At 69.7% G+C, this 16355-nt stretch carries 15 protein-coding genes and 1 riboswitch; of the genes, 9 read left to right on the plus strand and 6 right to left on the minus strand.

Annotated elements, in window-relative coordinates; translation table 11 throughout:
* Positions 1-211: 211 nt before the first annotated feature.
* From NVS89_RS10305 to NVS89_RS10345, 8 genes are all read left to right on the plus strand, one after another.
* Complete coding sequence (locus tag NVS89_RS10305) at positions 212-1393, plus strand: DegT/DnrJ/EryC1/StrS family aminotransferase (protein WP_258732607.1); 1182 nt, start codon at positions 212-214, stop codon at positions 1391-1393.
* Between the two features lie 174 nt (positions 1394-1567).
* Positions 1568-3568: a hypothetical protein gene (locus NVS89_RS10310; protein WP_258732608.1), complete on the plus strand. Its 2001-nt coding sequence runs from the start codon at positions 1568-1570 to the stop codon at positions 3566-3568.
* Positions 3569-3634: 66 nt separating this feature from the next.
* Entirely contained in the window at positions 3635-4303 is a 669-nt protein-coding gene (locus tag NVS89_RS10315) for a PglD-related sugar-binding protein (protein ID WP_309486193.1), read from the plus strand.
* A gap of 112 nt (positions 4304-4415) precedes the next feature.
* The gene (locus tag NVS89_RS10325; RefSeq protein ID WP_258732609.1) at positions 4416-5621 is read left to right on the plus strand and encodes a pyridoxal phosphate-dependent aminotransferase; all 1206 of its coding nucleotides are present in this window, start codon (positions 4416-4418) and stop codon (positions 5619-5621) included.
* Between the two features lie 93 nt (positions 5622-5714).
* On the plus strand, positions 5715-6866 hold the full coding sequence (locus tag NVS89_RS10330) for a sensor histidine kinase (protein WP_258732610.1): 1152 nt from the start codon (positions 5715-5717) through the stop codon (positions 6864-6866).
* Positions 6850-7467: a response regulator transcription factor gene (locus NVS89_RS10335; protein WP_258732611.1), complete on the plus strand. Its 618-nt coding sequence runs from the start codon at positions 6850-6852 to the stop codon at positions 7465-7467. Before NVS89_RS10330 ends, NVS89_RS10335 begins: the two co-directional genes overlap by 17 nt.
* A gap of 182 nt (positions 7468-7649) precedes the next feature.
* Positions 7650-8003, plus strand: a complete 354-nt coding sequence (locus NVS89_RS10340; protein WP_258732612.1) for a response regulator — start codon at positions 7650-7652, stop codon at positions 8001-8003.
* Between the two features lie 120 nt (positions 8004-8123).
* Positions 8124-8768, plus strand: coding sequence for a Crp/Fnr family transcriptional regulator (locus NVS89_RS10345; protein ID WP_258732613.1), 645 nt, complete (start codon positions 8124-8126; stop codon positions 8766-8768).
* 132 nt (positions 8769-8900) lie between these two features.
* Here NVS89_RS10345 and hemN read toward each other — a convergent pair whose 3' ends face one another.
* The gene (hemN, locus tag NVS89_RS10350; protein WP_258732614.1) at positions 8901-10220 is read right to left on the minus strand and encodes an oxygen-independent coproporphyrinogen III oxidase; all 1320 of its coding nucleotides are present in this window, start codon (positions 10218-10220) and stop codon (positions 8901-8903) included.
* Positions 10221-10330: 110 nt separating this feature from the next.
* Between hemN and NVS89_RS10355 the strand changes: the two genes are divergently transcribed.
* Positions 10331-11449 (plus strand): AbrB family transcriptional regulator, encoded by a 1119-nt coding sequence (locus NVS89_RS10355; RefSeq protein ID WP_258732615.1) that lies wholly within the window; start codon positions 10331-10333, stop codon positions 11447-11449.
* Positions 11450-11497: 48 nt separating this feature from the next.
* Here NVS89_RS10355 and hemA read toward each other — a convergent pair whose 3' ends face one another.
* The 5 genes from hemA to nikR form a co-directional block, all read right to left on the minus strand.
* Complete coding sequence (hemA, locus tag NVS89_RS10360; protein ID WP_258732616.1) at positions 11498-12724, minus strand: 5-aminolevulinate synthase; 1227 nt, start codon at positions 12722-12724, stop codon at positions 11498-11500.
* Between the two features lie 135 nt (positions 12725-12859).
* Entirely contained in the window at positions 12860-13399 is a 540-nt protein-coding gene (locus NVS89_RS10365; protein ID WP_258732618.1) for a hypothetical protein, read from the minus strand.
* Positions 13400-13455: 56 nt separating this feature from the next.
* Positions 13456-14619, minus strand: coding sequence for an agmatinase family protein (locus NVS89_RS10370; protein WP_258732725.1), 1164 nt, complete (start codon positions 14617-14619; stop codon positions 13456-13458).
* A gap of 205 nt (positions 14620-14824) precedes the next feature.
* Positions 14825-14946: riboswitch (guanidine-I (ykkC/yxkD leader) on the minus strand.
* Between the two features lie 117 nt (positions 14947-15063).
* Positions 15064-15708, minus strand: a complete 645-nt coding sequence (locus NVS89_RS10375) for a HupE/UreJ family protein (protein ID WP_258732620.1) — start codon at positions 15706-15708, stop codon at positions 15064-15066.
* 103 nt (positions 15709-15811) lie between these two features.
* Positions 15812-16354: a nickel-responsive transcriptional regulator NikR gene (gene nikR / locus NVS89_RS10380; RefSeq protein WP_258732621.1), complete on the minus strand. Its 543-nt coding sequence runs from the start codon at positions 16352-16354 to the stop codon at positions 15812-15814.
* Position 16355 lies beyond the last annotated feature (1 nt).

Consider the following 16355-nt stretch of genomic DNA (forward strand, 5'->3'; position numbering starts at 1 on the left):
GTCTCGGCAGTTCCGGTTTTTCCGGCCTTGGATTATGGTCTTAAGTCCCGGGGGTGCGACGTGCAGAGAGCAAGTTCCGGGAGGGGCGGCAACAAAAAGTTATTTGTATGCATGTGTTTTCGGGCACGGCCAGGCTTTCCGCTGCGCCGTACGCAGGTCGGTGTGATCTGCGGTGCCGCCCGTGGCGCGCAGCATGCGGGGAGAACGCGTCATGAAGCTGCTGAATGAGGGGGTGGAGTCTCCTCCCTCCCGGGTGGCGGGCCCGCAGATCCCGGCCGCCGAGGTGCCGCTGCGATTCCCCTTCGTGCGTCCGCGCCTGCCGGCGCTGCAGGAGGTGGAGGCCGAGTTCTCGCGGGCGCGGCAGAGCAATTTCTACTCGAATTTCGGCCCCTCCTCGCTGCATTTCGAGCGGTTGCTGGAGGTCGCCTACTTCCCCGGCATGTCGGCGGTGGCCTGCGCGAACTGCACGGTCGGGCTGTCGGCGGCGCTGATCGCGCTGCGCGTCAACCGCCCGGTGCTGTATCCCGCCTTCACCTTCCCCGCGACGGCGGCGGCGATCCGCGGGGCGGGGCTGGCGGCGGTGGTGGGCGACGTCGACCCCCTGACCGGCGTGCTTGATGCCGCGCTCGCCGATGAGCTGATCGCCCGCTACGATATCGGAGCGGTGATCGCGGTCCGTCCCTACGGCATCTGGACCGACATCGGCGCGCTGGGCGAGGTCTGTCGCCGCCACGGCGTGCCGCTGGTGATCGACAACGCCGCCGGCATCGGCGTCGACCGGGCGGTGGTGGAGCGGTTCGCGGTCGAGGGCGCGATGGAGCTGTTCTCGCTGCACGCGACCAAGCCGTTCGGCGTCGGCGAGGGCGGCGTCGCGGTGGTGCCGCCGGCGCACCAGCACAATCTGCGCTCGGCGCTCAATTTCGGCCTGTGGGCGCTGGGCGATCTCCAGCCCGGCGAGGGGCTGAACGGCAAGATGGACGAACTCACCGCCTCGATGGCGATCGCCGTGTTCCATCATCTCGCCGCCCGGCTCGCGGAACGCCGGGCCATGGCGGCGCGCTACAACGCGCTGGCGCAGGCGGCGGGGCTCGGGACCTTCGTGGCGCCGGGCGAGGAGGAGCGCTCGCCCTGGCAGTGTTTCGCGCTGCGCCTGCCCGACGGCGTCGACCCCGAGCGGGTGCTGCGCGCCTGCCGGACCTCCGGCCTGCTGGCGCGGCGCTACTACTACCCGACCGTGGGGCTCGGCATCGGCGCCGCGCATGTGCCGAACGCGGCCGCGCTTTCGGCCCGCGCCGTGTGCCTGCCGGTCTATGACGGCGAGGACGCGGGCAGCGCCGACGAGATCTGGAGCATCTTCCACGAGGCGCTGGCGCGGGCCGGCGGCGGAGGGTGAGCGAAGGCTGGCTGGCGCGAGGGGCCGGGATCGTCCCGCGCTCTCGCCGCTATCATGGTCCGGGGGCATTGCGCGCAGGGCGGCGCGCCGCGTCCGGCCGTAAGTGCCGCGCGGTCCACCCGGCGAGCTCGGGCGTGAGGTGAAGCGGCTGGAACAGGAACGAAGGGGGCGAGGATGGGGGCAGAGGCATTGGACGATAGGCTCGAGGCGGAGCTGGCCATCGTCGCGCGTGCTTTCGACCCCGCCTTCTATCTGTCGACCTATCCGGACGTTGCCGCTTCCGGCATGGATCCACTGCTGCACTTCGTGCGCTTCGGCTGGAAGGAACGGCGCAACCCGAACGCCTTGTTCGATACCGCCTATTATCTGCAGCGCTATCCCGATATCGCCGGAAGCGCTGACAATCCGTTCGCTCACTATGTCGAGCATGGCCGGGGCGAGGGGCGCTTCGCCTCGCCGGGGGAGGAGGCCGCCCAGAGTGCCGCGGCAGCGCCGATGGCGCCGGGCCCCGGATATGCCGGCCTCCTGACCGACCGGGAGGCCGACGATCTGGCCGCCATCGCGGACCAATTCGACCCGGTCTATTACGCGGCGATGTACCGGGATGTCGCCGGGACGGGGCTTGATCCGCTGATCCATTTCGTGACCCTCGGATGGAAGGAATACAGGAAGCCCAATTCGTCTTTCGATACGCGGTATTATCTGGAAGCCAATCCGGACATCGCTGAAGCGGGAGCGAACCCTTTCGTCCACTACGTCCGGCATGGCCGGGCGGAGGGACGCGCGGGATCAGCCAAGGAGCAGGTGCTCCTCGACGAAGCGGCGGCGATCCGGCCGGAATTCGACATCCCGTATTATCTCGCGGCCAACCCCGACGTCCGGGAGGCGGGCGTCGATCCGGTCCATCACTATGTCCTGCATGGCTGGAAGGAGGAGCGGAATCCCACCCCGGATTTCAACAGCGCCGCTTATCTCTTGCTCAACGAGGACGTGGAGCGGAGCGGCATGAATCCCTTTCTCCATTACATTCGCGGAGGCCGTCGGGAGAAGCGGCCCAACGCGGACATCGATACCCCGCAAAGCGCCTTGCTCGGTTCGCGCATCATCCGGCAACTGCAGGACGCGACCTTTCCCGCCCATATCGAGAATGCCAAGGCGTTGTGCGTCTTCCTCGTGCCTGAACATACAGGCATGGGTGGGGGCGTCCTCTCGCTGTTCACGATCGCCGGCGCCGCGGGGCGGCTGCGTCGGAGCCACGGCTATGAGGTCGTGCTGATGACCCGTCCCAACAGGTCCGACCTGACGTTCACGCGGCACGACAAGTTCCGCAACAGCGAGGATGTGTTCCGGTTCTCGCAGCTGCTGCGCTGCCAGTCGGTGGAGAGGCTTTACATCCATATGCCGGAGTACATGGTGTCCGGCTTCATGACGCAGGTGACGGACGAGTTGCGCGACTATCTGGCCTCGCGCCAGCACCTGTTCATCAACATCACGAACCAGAATATCCAGATGATGCCGCGCCGGGAGGAGCTCGAAGATCTTCGTGTCCTTGCGGACGAGCTGACCCAGTCGGTCGCCCATCCAGCCTCCTTTACCCAGCAAACGGCGGATTTCTACAACCTGCCGACGCTGCTACTGCCGGCTTATGTCGACCTCAGCGGCTACGAGCCGATTGATGTGAGCGACAAGGAAAAGCTGATTATCTATTCGCCCGACCCGGCGCCGTACCGGGAGGCGGTGCTCGCTGCGCTGAAGGAGGCGCTGCCCGATTACCGCTTCGTCGAAATCTTCAAGATCACGTTCGACACGTTCATGGACCTCGCCAGCCGCTGCCTGTTCTCGATCAGCTTCGGCGAGGGGTTCGACGGCTATATCGCCCAGCCCGTGTGCCAGGGCGGGATCGGCTTCGCCGTCTACAACGAGACGTTCTTCCATTCGGAAACCCTGAAGGACCTGCCGGTGATCTTCGCGGATCCGGAGGACATGATCGCGAACATCGTCGCGCGGATCCGGGATTTCGAAGCAGATGAGGAGATGTATCGGCAGGTCAACCAGGAGCTGAAAGCGCTGCATGACTCGCTGTACAAGCGGGCGGACTACATAAAGCGGGTCGGCCAGTTGATGCGGCGGGAGTTCGATCTTCTGCCGCAGGCCGAGCCGGCGGAGGAGCCCTGAGACGGGCGGGGCGCCGCGACGCGCGGGTCGTCGCGATCGCGTGGTCGGCAGGAGTGGAGAGAGAGCGTGTCAGTTCCCAATATCGTCATCTACGGCGCGTCCGGCCAGGGCTGGGCGCTCGAGACCATGCTGCAGGACGTCTACAAGGTCGCGCGGATCATCGCCTATATCGACGACATAGATGGCGACAAAGGCCTCGAAATGGCTGGCAAGCCGCTGATCACACGCGATTCCTGGCTGAAGATCGACCCGCTCCCGGATGTGTTCATCTCCGTCGGAAACGCCGCCCACCGGCGGATGATGGCGGACAAGATCGCCGCCGCCGGCGGCAGGCTGCTCGACATCCGTCACATCTATCCCAGCCTCTTCCCCCATATCGAGGTGGGGGTGGGCACCATCGTCGCTTCGCCCTGCTATGTCGGCCCGGGGACGATCATCGGCAACAACATCCAGCTGATGCCGATGTGCTCGATCGGCCATGACGTAACCATCCACGACCATTGCAACATCTGCCCCTCGGCGACGATCTCCGGCTATGTCGTGATCGAGGAGGAGGTCTATGTCGGTGGCGGGGCCACCATCACCAACGGACGGCGCGGGCGGCCGCTGGTCATCGGCAAGGGCGCGACCATCGCGGTGGGCGCCGTGGTCACCAAATCGGTGGCGCCCGGCGCGACGGTGATGGGCAATCCGGCGGTGTCTCCGCGCGAGCTGGCGCGTTCGCGCCGACGCTGAACCGTGCCACCTACGCCGTCTTTCCCGATTGCCGAGGACGGCGAGGGACACTAAGCCATGGGGTGACAGGTCCTTTGGCCGTGTCGTCCCATGGCTTCGACCGAGTGCGCTCATGACGACCCTTGACCCGCCCTTCGCCGCTCCCTCCCTCCTCGATCATGTGCGCCCGCAGGCGCTCTCGCTGCCGGAGAGCGGCATCGTCGAGGTGATGAACTATGGCCGCCAGCGCGAGGGGATGATCCCGCTCTGGGCCGGCGAGGGCGACCTGCCGACGCCGGCCTTCATCGCCGAGGCGGCGACCCGCTCGCTGGCGGCGGGCGAGACCTTCTACACCTGGCAGCGCGGCATCCCGGAGCTGCGCGCCGCCATCGCCCGCTACATGGCCGGGCTCTACGGCGTCAGCGAGGACCCGGAGCGCTATTTCGTCACCGGCTCGGGTATGCAGGCGATCCAGATCGCGCTGGCGCTCACCCTCTCGGCCGAGGAGGAGATCATCATCCCGTCCCCGGCCTGGCCGAACGCGGCGGCGGCGGCGGAGGTGATCGGCGCGCGGCCGGTCTACGTGCCGCTCGCCTTCGACGAGGCGCGCGGCTTCTGGATCGACCTCGACCGGCTGGAGAGCGCGGTCTCGCCGCGCACGCGCGTGATCTTCATTAACACGCCGGCCAACCCGACCGGCTTCGTCGCCAGCCGCGAGGCGCTCGCCGGCGTGCTCGACATCGCCCGCCGGCACGGGCTGTGGATCGTCGCCGACGAGATCTACGGCCGCTTCTACTACGAGGCCGGCGAGGGCGGGCGCGCGCCTTCCTTCCACGACATCATGGAGCAGGAGGACCGGATCCTGTTCGTCCAGACCTTCTCCAAGAACTGGGCGATGACCGGCTGGCGGCTCGGCTGGATCGAGTCCCACCCGCTGCTGGGCGACGTGCTGGAGAACCTGATCCAGTATTCGACCTCGGGCGTCGCCGCCTTCATGCAGCGCGCGGGCATCGTGGCGCTGGAGCGCGGGGAGAGCTTCGTCGCCCACCAGATCGAGCGGGCGCGGCGCGGGCGCGACATCGTCGCCGACGGGCTCGCGACCTCGAACCGGGTACGCTTCGCCCGCCCGCCGGGCGCCTTCTACATGTTCTTCGGCGTCGAGGGCGAGCGGGACATGCGCGCGCTGGCGCTGAAGCTGGTGGACGAGGCCCGCATCGGCCTCGCCCCCGGTACGGCGTTCGGGCCGGGCGGGGAGAGCTACATCCGCATGTGCTTCGCGCGCGGCGAGGCGCAGATGAGCGAAGCGACCAATCGTCTCGTCGACTGGCTGAAGCGGTGATCTTCCCCGATTACCGCCCGTGGAAGGCTTGCGGGCGGCAGATGGCCGGCGCAAATTGGCGCCATGCGCGAGTTTGGTGACGAGCGAAGCGCCGTGGACCAGCCGACCGTTTCCGAGGCGCGGCTGCTTTCGGTGCTCGATACGGCGGCCGATGGCATCATCGTCATCGACGAGCGTGCCCGCATCCTGATCTTCAACAAGGCCTGCGAGACCATGTTCGGGATCGGCGCGGCCGACGCGATCGGGCAGAACGTCAAGCTGGTGATGCCGACCGAATACGCGGCCGATCACGACGAATATGTCGGCAGCTACATCCGCACCGGGGTGAAGAAGATCATCGGCATCGGCCGCGAGGTGCGCGGGCGCCATGCCGACGGCACGGTGTTCCCGCTCGAGCTTTCGGTCGGCGAGGCGGCGACGCCGGAGGGGCGCCAGTTCATCGGCATCCTGCGTGACCTGCGCCCGCGCAAGGAGAGCGAGGCGCGGCTCGCCGAGCTGCAGAGCGAGCTGGTGCATCTCGCCCGGGTGTCGGCGATCGACGAGATGGGCGCGGCCATCGCCCACGAGCTGAACCAGCCGCTGACCGCGCTGATGCTCTATCTGCAGGCGATCCGCCGCGCCCATTCGCGCGGGGTCGACATCAATACCGTGGTCGGCGACATCCTCGACAAGGCGGCGGGCGAGGCCGAGCGCGCGGGCCACATCATCCAGCGCATGCGCCAGTTCGTGGAGAAGCGCGCGCCCGAACGGCACGCGCGCGACCTCGACCCGCTGATCGACGACGCCATCGACCTGACGCTGCTCGGCCAGCGCCACCGCATCCGCATCGACCGCGAGGAGGGGCCGGCGCTGCCGCCGGTGTCGGTGGACCCGGTGCAGATCCAGCAGATCGTGGTCAATCTGGTGCGCAACGCGATCGAGGCCGCCTCCGTCTCGCCCGAGCCGGCGATCCGCGTCTCGACCCGGCTGAAGGGCGACGACGTGATCCTCGACGTGCAGGATAACGGGCCGGGAATCGCACCCGAGGCGCTGCCCAAGCTGTTCGAGGCGTTCGCCAGTTCAAAACGTCGCGGCATGGGTCTCGGGCTTGCGATTTCGCGGACGATCGCCCAGAACCACGGGGGTGACCTGCTGGTCGATCCCGGCGGACACGGCAAGGGGGCTTGCTTCTCTTTGGTCCTGCCGGCCTTCGCGTCGGCCACGGCCGTTGCTGGTGAGGGGGGCGCCGATGGCGCAGATGGGTGAAGTCTTCATCGTCGACGACGATTCGGCGGTCCGCGATGCGCTCTCCCTGGTGCTCAGCCTGGAAGGCTATCACGTGCGCGGCTTCTCCGACGGTGCGGCCTTCCTGTCGGTCGCGCGCACCCATGTCCCGGCCTGCATCGTGCTCGACGTCCACATGCCCGGCCGCTCCGGCCTCGACATATTGAAGGAGCTGGAAGCGGACCGCTATCCGGCGCCGATCTTCATCATTTCCGGCCAGGGCGACATCCCGATGGCGGTGGACGCGATCCGCCACGGCGCGCTCGACTTCATCGAGAAGCCATTCGACGCCGACACTGTGGTGGAGCGTGTGCGCGACGCCATCGACGCGCACAACAGGCGCGCCGGGGCCGAGCCCTCGGACCTGCTGACGGCGCATTTCCCGGGCCACGACCTACTGACCCCGCGCGAGCGCGAGGTGCTGGTGCAGATCGCCTCCGGCGCCTCGAACAAGGAGGCCGGGCGGGTGCTGGGCATCAGCCCGCGCACCATCGAGGTGCACCGCGCGCGCATCATGGAGAAGCTCGGCGCCAAGAACGCCGCCGACCTTGTGCGCATCGTGCTGAAGGACATGCGCGCCTGAGGGCGCGCCGCAACTTCCACCGCCAGCGGAAGATCCGTCCGGCCCCCGCCGGGCCTCGCTCTTTCTTGCACTCGCGAGGGACGAAATGGCGACGGGGCGGGAACCTTTCGATTTTCTACGCATCCCTACGAATTGCTAGGGCGACGGCCCCTGGCTCACCTTCGCGTGCAACAAGCGGGAGAATGCCTGTGCGGGTTCATGTGGTGGAGGACGACGCCGGAGTGAGCGATTCGCTCAGCCTGATTCTGCAGAATCTGGGGCACGAGGTGATCCTCTATCCCGATGCCGAGGGCCTGTTGCGGACCACGCCGCCGGCCGGCGCGGACACCGTCATCGTCGATCTCAGCCTGCCGGGGATTTCCGGCGGGCAGCTGATCCGCTGGCTGCAGAAGCTCGCCTCCCCGCCGGTGCTGGTGGTCATCACGGGCCAGTCGCAGGGAGCGATCGACCACCAGCTGCGTGGGGTGAGCCCGGTGCGGGTGCTGCGCAAGCCGCTGAACGCGGAATCGCTGCTGCACGTGCTGACCGGCGACTAGCTCGCGGACGACCGGCCGGCAGCGACCGGGCCGGTCGGGAAAGTCCCTTACGCAGCCCACCGAACTGTGCGGCGCCGGCAAGCCCTCTACCATTGAGAAAGATCAACGGCGGAGGGAAATATGCGCCAGATCATCGAGGAACGGACCGGCAGCTTTTCGCGCAGCCCGCAGCTTGTGGAGGCACCCGCCGCCAATCTGCGCGTCGCTGCCCACACCACGGTGCTGCATGAGGGCGACCCCGCGCGCCGGATCATGGAAGTGGTCGAGGGCGCGGTGATGCTCACCAAGCTGCTGCCGGACGGGCGCCGCCAGGTGGTCGAGCTGCTCGGGCCGGGCGACGTGTTCGGCCTCGCCCATGACGAAGCCTATGCCTGCTCGGCCGAGACGCTGACCCCCTCCGTGATCTCCACCCATGAGCGCAGCGCGCTGGAGCGCGACCCGGTGCTGGCGGCGCGGCTGCTGCGGCGCTTCGAGGCGCAGCTCTGCGTCATGCATTCCCACGCGCTGGTGCTCGGCCGCATGTCGGCGCTGGAGCGAGTGGCGTTCTTCCTGCTGCGGCTGATGCCCGAGGGCATGGTCGGCGGCGCCACGCTGCACCTGTCGATGACGCGCCAGGAGATCGCCGACTTTCTCGGCCTGACGCTGGAGACGGTGAGCCGGGCCTTTTCCGAACTGAAGCGGCGCGGCCTCGTCGCCCTGCTGCGCGCCGACGAGGTGCGCATCCAGGATCGCGGCAGCATGCGGCGCCTCGCCGGCGCGGCCTGAGGCCGGCAGCGAATAACCACAAGAAGAATCCCTCCGTTGGCCTTATGCCCCGCCTCGAGCGGGGCATTTCCTTTTGCGCTGTCGCCGTCGCCGCCATGCGGGGAAGGGGGCGGCAAGGCCTCCCCCACGCCTTCACACCGCGGTGGAATGGCGCCCGGTGCCGGCCTGCAGGCGCGCGTCGAGCGCGGCGGCGGCGAGCCGCACGAAGGGCCGGCCCTCATCGGTCATCGCCACGTGGCCGCCGTCTATGCTCAGCAGCCCGTCGGCGGCGAGCGAGGCGAGGCGCGGGGCGGCCTCGGTCATCAGGTCGGCGTCGAGATCCACCGCGAGGTCGCACATCAGCCGCTCGATCGCCGCCCCGCGCCTGAGGTCGTCGCCGGTGAAGGCGACGCCGCGGACGGTGGCGAAGTCGCCGGCGTCGATGGCGCGGCGGTAGCTGTGCGCGTCCGGCGCGTTCTGGGTGAAGCCGGCGGGAAAGCGGCTGATCGCCGAGGCGCCGAGCCCGACCAGCGCGTCCGCCCTGTCGACCGTGTAGCCCTGGAAGTTGCGGTGCAGCCGGCCGGCGGCGGCGGCGCGCGCCAGCGGGTCGGACGGCCGGGCGAAATGGTCGAGGCCGATCGCCACATAGCCGGCTTCGAGAAGCGTCTCGCGCGCGGCTTCCGACTGCTCCAGCCGCTCGGCCGCGCCGGGCAGCGAGGACTGATCGATCATCCGCTGGTTGGTGCGCATCCACGGCACATGGGCGTAGCCGAACAGGGCGAGCCGCTCGGGCGCGAGCAGCGTCGCCATCTGCGCCGAGCGCCGCACGTCGCGCGCGGTCTGGTGCGGCAGGCCGAACATGAGGTCGAGATTGATCGCCGCGACGCCTGCCTCGCGCATCAGCCGCACCGCGCGGTCGACTGTGCCGAAGGGCTGCACGCGGCCGATGGCGCGCTGCACATGGGCGCTGAAGTCCTGCACGCCGAAGCTGACGCGGTCGACGCCGATGGCGGCCAGCGCATCGGCGAGCTCCTCGTCGGTCTCGCGCGGGTCGAGCTCGATGGCGTGCTCGGCGACCGAATCGAGGTCGAAATGCCCGGCGATACGGGCGTGGAGCCGCTTCAGCGCTTCGGGGCCGATCAGGCTCGGCGTGCCCCCGCCCCAGGCGAGGTGGACGACGCGCCGCCCGCCGGCCCTGGCGGCGACGAGGTCGATCTCCTTCTCCAGCCGCGCCACATAGGCGGCGACCGGCTCGCGCCGGCGCGTCGCCTTGGTGGTGCAGCCGCAGTAGAAGCACAGCGAGGGGCAGAACGGCACATGCAGGTAGAGCGACAGCGTCGCCTCCGGCCCCAGCGCGGACAGCCAGCTTGCGTGCTCGCCCGCCCCGACCTCGCCCGAGAAATGCGGGGCGGTGGGGTAGGAGGTGTAGCGCGGCACGGCGCGCTCGGCATGGAAGAGCGATGAGTTATGCATGGAGCGGATTTGACCGCGGGGGCCAATCGGCGCATTGATCCGGCGCAAACCGGACGCGACCATCCCTTTCTTTTCGCGCCGCTTTTCCCGCCTCCCGCCCGATCCGCCCGATGCCGCTGCCCAAGCTGTTCAAGCATACCTTCGGCTCCTCGCCGCGCCAGTTCGCCAGCTATGCCTCGACCCTCGTCGCCGCTGGCGTGGGCGGCGCGCTGTTCGCCTATGCCGGCATGCCGGCGGGCTGGCTGTCCGGCGCGCTGGTGCTGACCGCGGTGCTGGCGCTGGCCGGCGTGCCGGTCGCCGTCTCCCCGCCCATACGCACCGCGACCTATGTGGTGATCGGCACCTCGATGGGGGCGACCATCACCCCGGACACGCTGCGCGGCATCGCCACCTGGCCGGTGACGATGGCGGTGCTCGGGCTCTCCGTGCCGGTCATGATCGGCGCCTCGGTGCTCTATCTCGAGAAGGTCTCGCGCTGGGACCGGCGCAGCGCCTTCTTCGCCTCGGTGCCGGGGGCGCTCTCGACCGTGCTGATCATGGCGGAAAGCTCAGGCGCCGACACGCGGCGCGTGGTGTTCGGCCAGTCGATGCGGCTGTTCGTGCTGGTGGCGCTGCTGCCCGGGGTGATGGGCGGGCTCGGCCACCAGCCGGCGGGCACGCTGCCGGTGACGCCGGTGGTGCCGGATCTCGCCGGATTCCTGATGTCGCTCGGCGTCGGCATCCTCGGCGGGCTGGTCGCCGAGCGGGCGAACTTCCCCGGCGGCTCCATGGTCGGGGCGATGCTGGCGAGCGGCTTCGTCCACGGGCTCGGGCTGATCGAGGGACGGCTGCCGGACCTCCTGCTGATCGCCAGCTTCGCGGTGCTCGGTGCCAATACCGGCAGCCGCTTCACCGGCACGCGGCTGGAGACGCTGCGACGCTTCCTGGTCGATTCGGTGGTGGCGCTGGTGATCGCGACGGCGGTGGCGCTGGGCTTCGCGCTGCTCGGCTCGTGGCTCGCCGACGAGCCGCTGCCGAAGGTGCTGCTGGCCTATGTGCCGGGCGCGCTGGAGGCGATGACGATCATGGCCTTCGTGCTCGGCGTCGACCCGGCCTTCGTCGCCGCACACCACCTGATGCGCTTCCTGGCGCTGGCGATGCTGGTGCCGGTGATCGCGCGGCTGTTCTTCGGCCGGGCGGTGGTGCCCTCCGAGGCGGTCGAGATCGACAAGAGCGAACCGAAGGACTGATCCCCGGCGGGATTGGTCCCCGGCCCGCGGCCGGGGAGGGCGCGCGTGCTACTCGGCCGCCTGCGCGCGCGGCACGAAGGCGAGGCCGAGCCGGTTCCACACATCGGTCAGCGCGCGGGCGAGGTCGGCGACCAGCGCGTCGTCGTGGAACGGGCCGGGCGTGATGCGCAGCCGCTCGGTGCCGCGCGGCACGGTCGGGTAGTTGATCGGCTGGATGTAGATGCCGTGGTCGTTGAGCAGCATGTCGCTGGCGGCCTTGCAGGCCTCGGCGTCGCCGACCATGACCGGCACGATGTGGGTCTCGGTGTCGAGCTGGGGCAGCCCGGCGAGATCGAGCGCGCGCTTGACCTTGCCGACCTGCGCCTGCTGGCGCGCGCGCTCGGCGCCCGACGCCTTGAGGTGGCGCACCGAGGCGACCGCCGCCGCCGCGATGGCGGGGGGGAGCGCGGTGGTGAAGATGAAGCCGGGCGCATAGGAGCGCACTGCGTCCAGCACCGCCGCCTTGCCGGCGATGTAGCCGCCGACGACGCCGAACGCCTTGCCGAGCGTGCCCTCGATCACGTCCACCCGGTCCATCACGCCGTCGCGCTCGGCGACGCCCGCGCCGCGCGGGCCGTACATGCCGACTGCGTGCACCTCGTCGAGATAGGTCATGGCGCCGTAGCGCTGGGCGAGGTCGCAGATGGCGCCGATCGGGGCGACGTCGCCGTCCATCGAATAGACGCTCTCGAACACGATCAGCTTGGGCCGGTCGCCGGCCGCCTGCAGCAGCTCCTCGAGATGGGCGAGGTCGTTGTGGCGGAAGATCGCCTTCTCGCGGCCGGCCTGGCGCACGCCCTCGATCATCGAGTTGTGGTTCAGCGCGTCGGAGAGGACGAGGCAGTCGGGAATGAGCTTGGCGAGGGTCGAGATGCCGGTCTGGTTCGACACGTAGCCGGAGGTGAAGACCAGCCCCGCCTGCTTGCCGTGCAGGTCGGCGAGCTCGGCTTCCAGCTCGACGATGGCATGGCTGTTGCCGGAGATGTTGCGGGTGCCGCCGGCGCCGGCGCCGACCTCGCGGGCGGTGGCGCACAGGGCCTCTACCACGTCAGGATGGCAGCCCATGCCGAGATAGTCGTTCGAGCACCAGATGACGATGTCGCGCTCGCCCTCGGGCGAGTGCCATACGGCATGAGGGAAGCGCTGCGTGTCGCGCTCGATCTCGGCGAAGGTCCGGTAGCGCCGCTCATTCTTGAGCGCGTCGACGGCATCCTGGAAAAAGCGTCCGTAGTCCATGTGCACCCACTCCGGCCCCCGAACACAGAGCGAACGGGGCGCGTCGAGCGGCAACATGAACTTTGGAGCCGTTCCGATCAACCCGGCAAACCCCTGACGCGGCGATCGGGCGCGCTTTTGCGAAAAGCGCCCGGCTCACGTCTCTGCGAGGTCGCGCACCTGCGCCAGCGTCAGGGGCAGCACGGCGCGGCCGTCGAAATAGAGGAATCGCAGGCGCCGCCGGCGCGAGACCATGGAGGCGGGCAGCGGATCGTAGCGGAACGCGCCGCCGCCGAGCTGCGGCATCACCGCGCCGACATCGGTCGCCTCGTCCGTCTCCACCCGCAGCAGGCTGACCCGCGCGCCCTCGCGGCTGACGGCGTCGAACGGGATGCGGGCGAGGCGCAGGAAGCTGGTGGGGTCGGAGGTCGAGCCGAAGCCTTCCACGAACGCCTTCTCGACCAGGTCGAGATCGGGCTCGACATGGGCGTGGTCGCCCTCCTCGGGCGGCTCGGGAAGATGCGGGGTCTGCCACTGCGCCGCCGGGCGCGGGCCGGGGCCGTGATTGTGGCCGCCATGGGCGTGGGCGTGGGCATGCGCCTGGGCGTGCGAATGCGCTGTGCCGTGGCCGTGGCTATGGCCGCCGGCGCCGTGGGAATGGTCGTGCGGGTGGTCGTGATCATGACCGCGATGCATGGCGCTCTCCTCCTCGCGCCGGCCGGACCAAAGGCCCGGCGCGGCGGGAGCTGGGCTCAGAAGCTCACCGGCTTGTCGATGATGTGCTTGTGCGCGCCCATCTTGCCATGGGCGACCATGGAGCCGAGCGCCTCGACCACCACGCGCAGGCCGAACAGGGCGGTGATGTCCGAAGTGTCGTAGGGCGGGGAGACCTCAACCACCTCCAGCCCGCACAGCCCCTCGGCGGCGACGAGGCCGAGGATCTTCAGCGCCTCGCGCGGCAGGAAGCCGCCCGGCTCGGGCCAGCCGGTGCCGGGCACGAAGCCGCAGTCGATCGAATCGACGTCGAAGGAGATGTAGACCGCGTCCGCGTCCTTCCAGGCGAGCTCGAGCGCGATCTCGGCGGTCTTCTCCAGCCCGATCTTCTCGATGTCGTCGATGGTCAGCACGTTGGTGCCGCGCTTGCGCGCTTCCTGCACGCCGTAGCGCGGGACCTGCCAGCCGCCGATGCCGAGCTGGACGAGGTTCTGCGGCTTCACGTTCGGCAGGTTGGTCGCCCAGTACCAGGGCGTGGTATGCATGCGCTCGTCGAGATCCTTCTCCTGGATGTCGATGTGGCGGTCGAAATGGATGATGCCGATGCGCTTGGAGGTGCATTCGGCGATGCCGCGCACGCAGGGAAAGCCGATCGAATGGTCGCCGCCGAGCATGATCGGCAGCGCGCCCGACGAGAAGACGTGGGAGACGCCCTTCGAGATCTGGTCGAAGCTCTTCTCGAGATTGGCGGGGATGGTGAACACGTCGCCGGCGTCGCACAGCGTCATCTGCTCGCGCAGGTCGACGCCGAGCTCGTAATTATAGGGCGTGTAGAGCGCGGAGATGCGACGGATGCCCTGCGGCCCGAAGCGGGTGCCGGGCCGGTAGGTGGTGCCGGAATCGAACGGGATGCCGAGCACGGCGGCGTCGTACTTGCCCACGTCGCGCACGTTCTCGACATAGGGCGCCTTGAGGAAGGTGTTGATGCCGGCGAAATGGGGCAGCTCGCCGCGGGCGAAGGTCGGGATCGACTTGTCGGTGATCGAATCCGCGCCGGGCAGGCCCATGTCGAGCGCCCATTGCTGCTCCTTGCGCCAGCCGGCCTCGGACAGGCCCTCCTCGGCCTCCAGCGCCTTCCAGCCCTGCATGCCGCGGATCTCGAAATTGGGATGGTGGCGGCGCCGGCGCTCGGGCGCGGCCATGGGGCCGGCGACGCGGGTGGCGCGGGCCGGGGCGCCGGCGAGAGGCGAGTGGGGCGGGCGGGCGGTGATCGCGAAGGCGTCGATCGGGGTCGCAGGCATTGGGCGTTCTCCTCGCTTGGCCGGAGGCCGGCCGTCGGTCCTGTCGGACGGTTTCGAGGAAGACCCTGCGGTGCCAGAAGATCTGCGCCGCGAAACCGTCGCGCGAGCCTCCCGGGCTTTTGTCCCGCCGTGGACCCGGCGAATGTGATGGGGAACCTCCCCGCGCCGGGCTGCCCCTCTCGGACCAGCCGCGCCGCGACCGGCGCCGGAACCCTAGGGACGAGGAAGGATAGACGGGCTCCCGGCGGACCGGAAGCCCGGATTGTCGGCATCGCGCCGGCCGTGGCGCCGAAAGTTTCGGCGGCGGCCGGCGGGGATTGCGTCAGGCAGGCGCCCCGGCGCGGCTCAGATCGCGCCGGAGAGGATGCCGAGGCCGGCGACCGCGACCACGGCGCCGACCGCCTGGGCCAGGCGCGGCGCGCGGGCCTCGGAGAGCTTGCCGATGGAGAGGGCGAGGCCGATGCCGGCCGCGTGCAGCGCCGCCGTCGCCGCCATGAAGCCGGCGGCATATTCGAGGCCGGACGCGTCCACCGGCATCTCGGCGCCGTGGGCGTGGCCGTGGAACAGGGCGAAGAAGCCGACCAGCGCCATGGCGGCGCCGAGCGGCCAGTCCTTCCGGCCGAGCGCCACCGTGCCGCCGAGCACGATGATGGAGAGCGCGATGCCGAGCTCGACCAGGGGCAGGCCGATGCCGGACATGCCGAGGAAGCCGCCGGCCGCCATCAGCGCCACGAAGCTCGCCGGCACCGCCCAGATGGCGCGCCCGCCGAGCTGGGCGGCGAAGATGCCGACCGCGACCATGGCGAGGACGTGGTCGAGGCCGCTCACCGGGTGCAGGAAGCCGTGCGCGAAGCCGACCGCCGGGCCGTGGCCGGGATGGGCGAAGGCGAGCGCGGGCACCAGCGCGAAGCCGCCGGCGAGGACGGCGCGCGCCGCGTGGCGGGCGAGACCGGGAACGGAACGGCGGGCCGGCGAGACGACGTTGGACATGACAACCCCTCTGGAACGGGCAGGCCGCCTTCGGGGAGCCCCCGGTGCGTACGTCTGCGTATGATGAAATGACGCAGTCAGCTTACGTTCGACGGGGACGGCGTCAATCGTCCTTGTGCGCCTGCGAGGGCAAATCATGCGCCGCGTCATCGTGCGCATGGCCCGCGTGTGCGCGGGCCTGTGCGTCGGCCGGCGCCGGCAGCAGGTGCAGGTGGCCGTAGCGCACGCCGCGCTGGGTCACCACCTCGTCGGCAAGGCTCCGCACCGCGTCGGCGGGGCCGTGCAGCACCGCGACCTCGAGGCAGGTCTCGTGGTCGAGATGGACATGCAGCGAGGCAACGGCGAGATGATGATGGCCGTGCTGCACCCTGGCGAGGCGGCGCGAGAGGTCGCGCTTCTCGTGGTCGTAGACATAGCTGAGCGTCGCGTGGCAGGGCGCGGCGGGGTCCGCCGGAGGGTCGGCGGGTGCCGGGGCCGCCGCGGGCTCACCCTCGGCGAGCACAGCGCCCGACAGCGAGGCGCCGGAAAGGGCGGCGCGCAGCGCGTCGCGGACCGCCTCCGAGCGGGTGGAGTAGCCGTGGCGGGCGGCATAGGCGTCGACGGCGGCGAGCAGCGCGTCGTCGATGGTGAGGGTGATCCGCTGCATG

Source organism: Ancylobacter mangrovi, assembly GCF_024752355.1.
Taxonomy (GTDB): Bacteria; Pseudomonadota; Alphaproteobacteria; order Rhizobiales; family Xanthobacteraceae; genus Ancylobacter; species Ancylobacter mangrovi.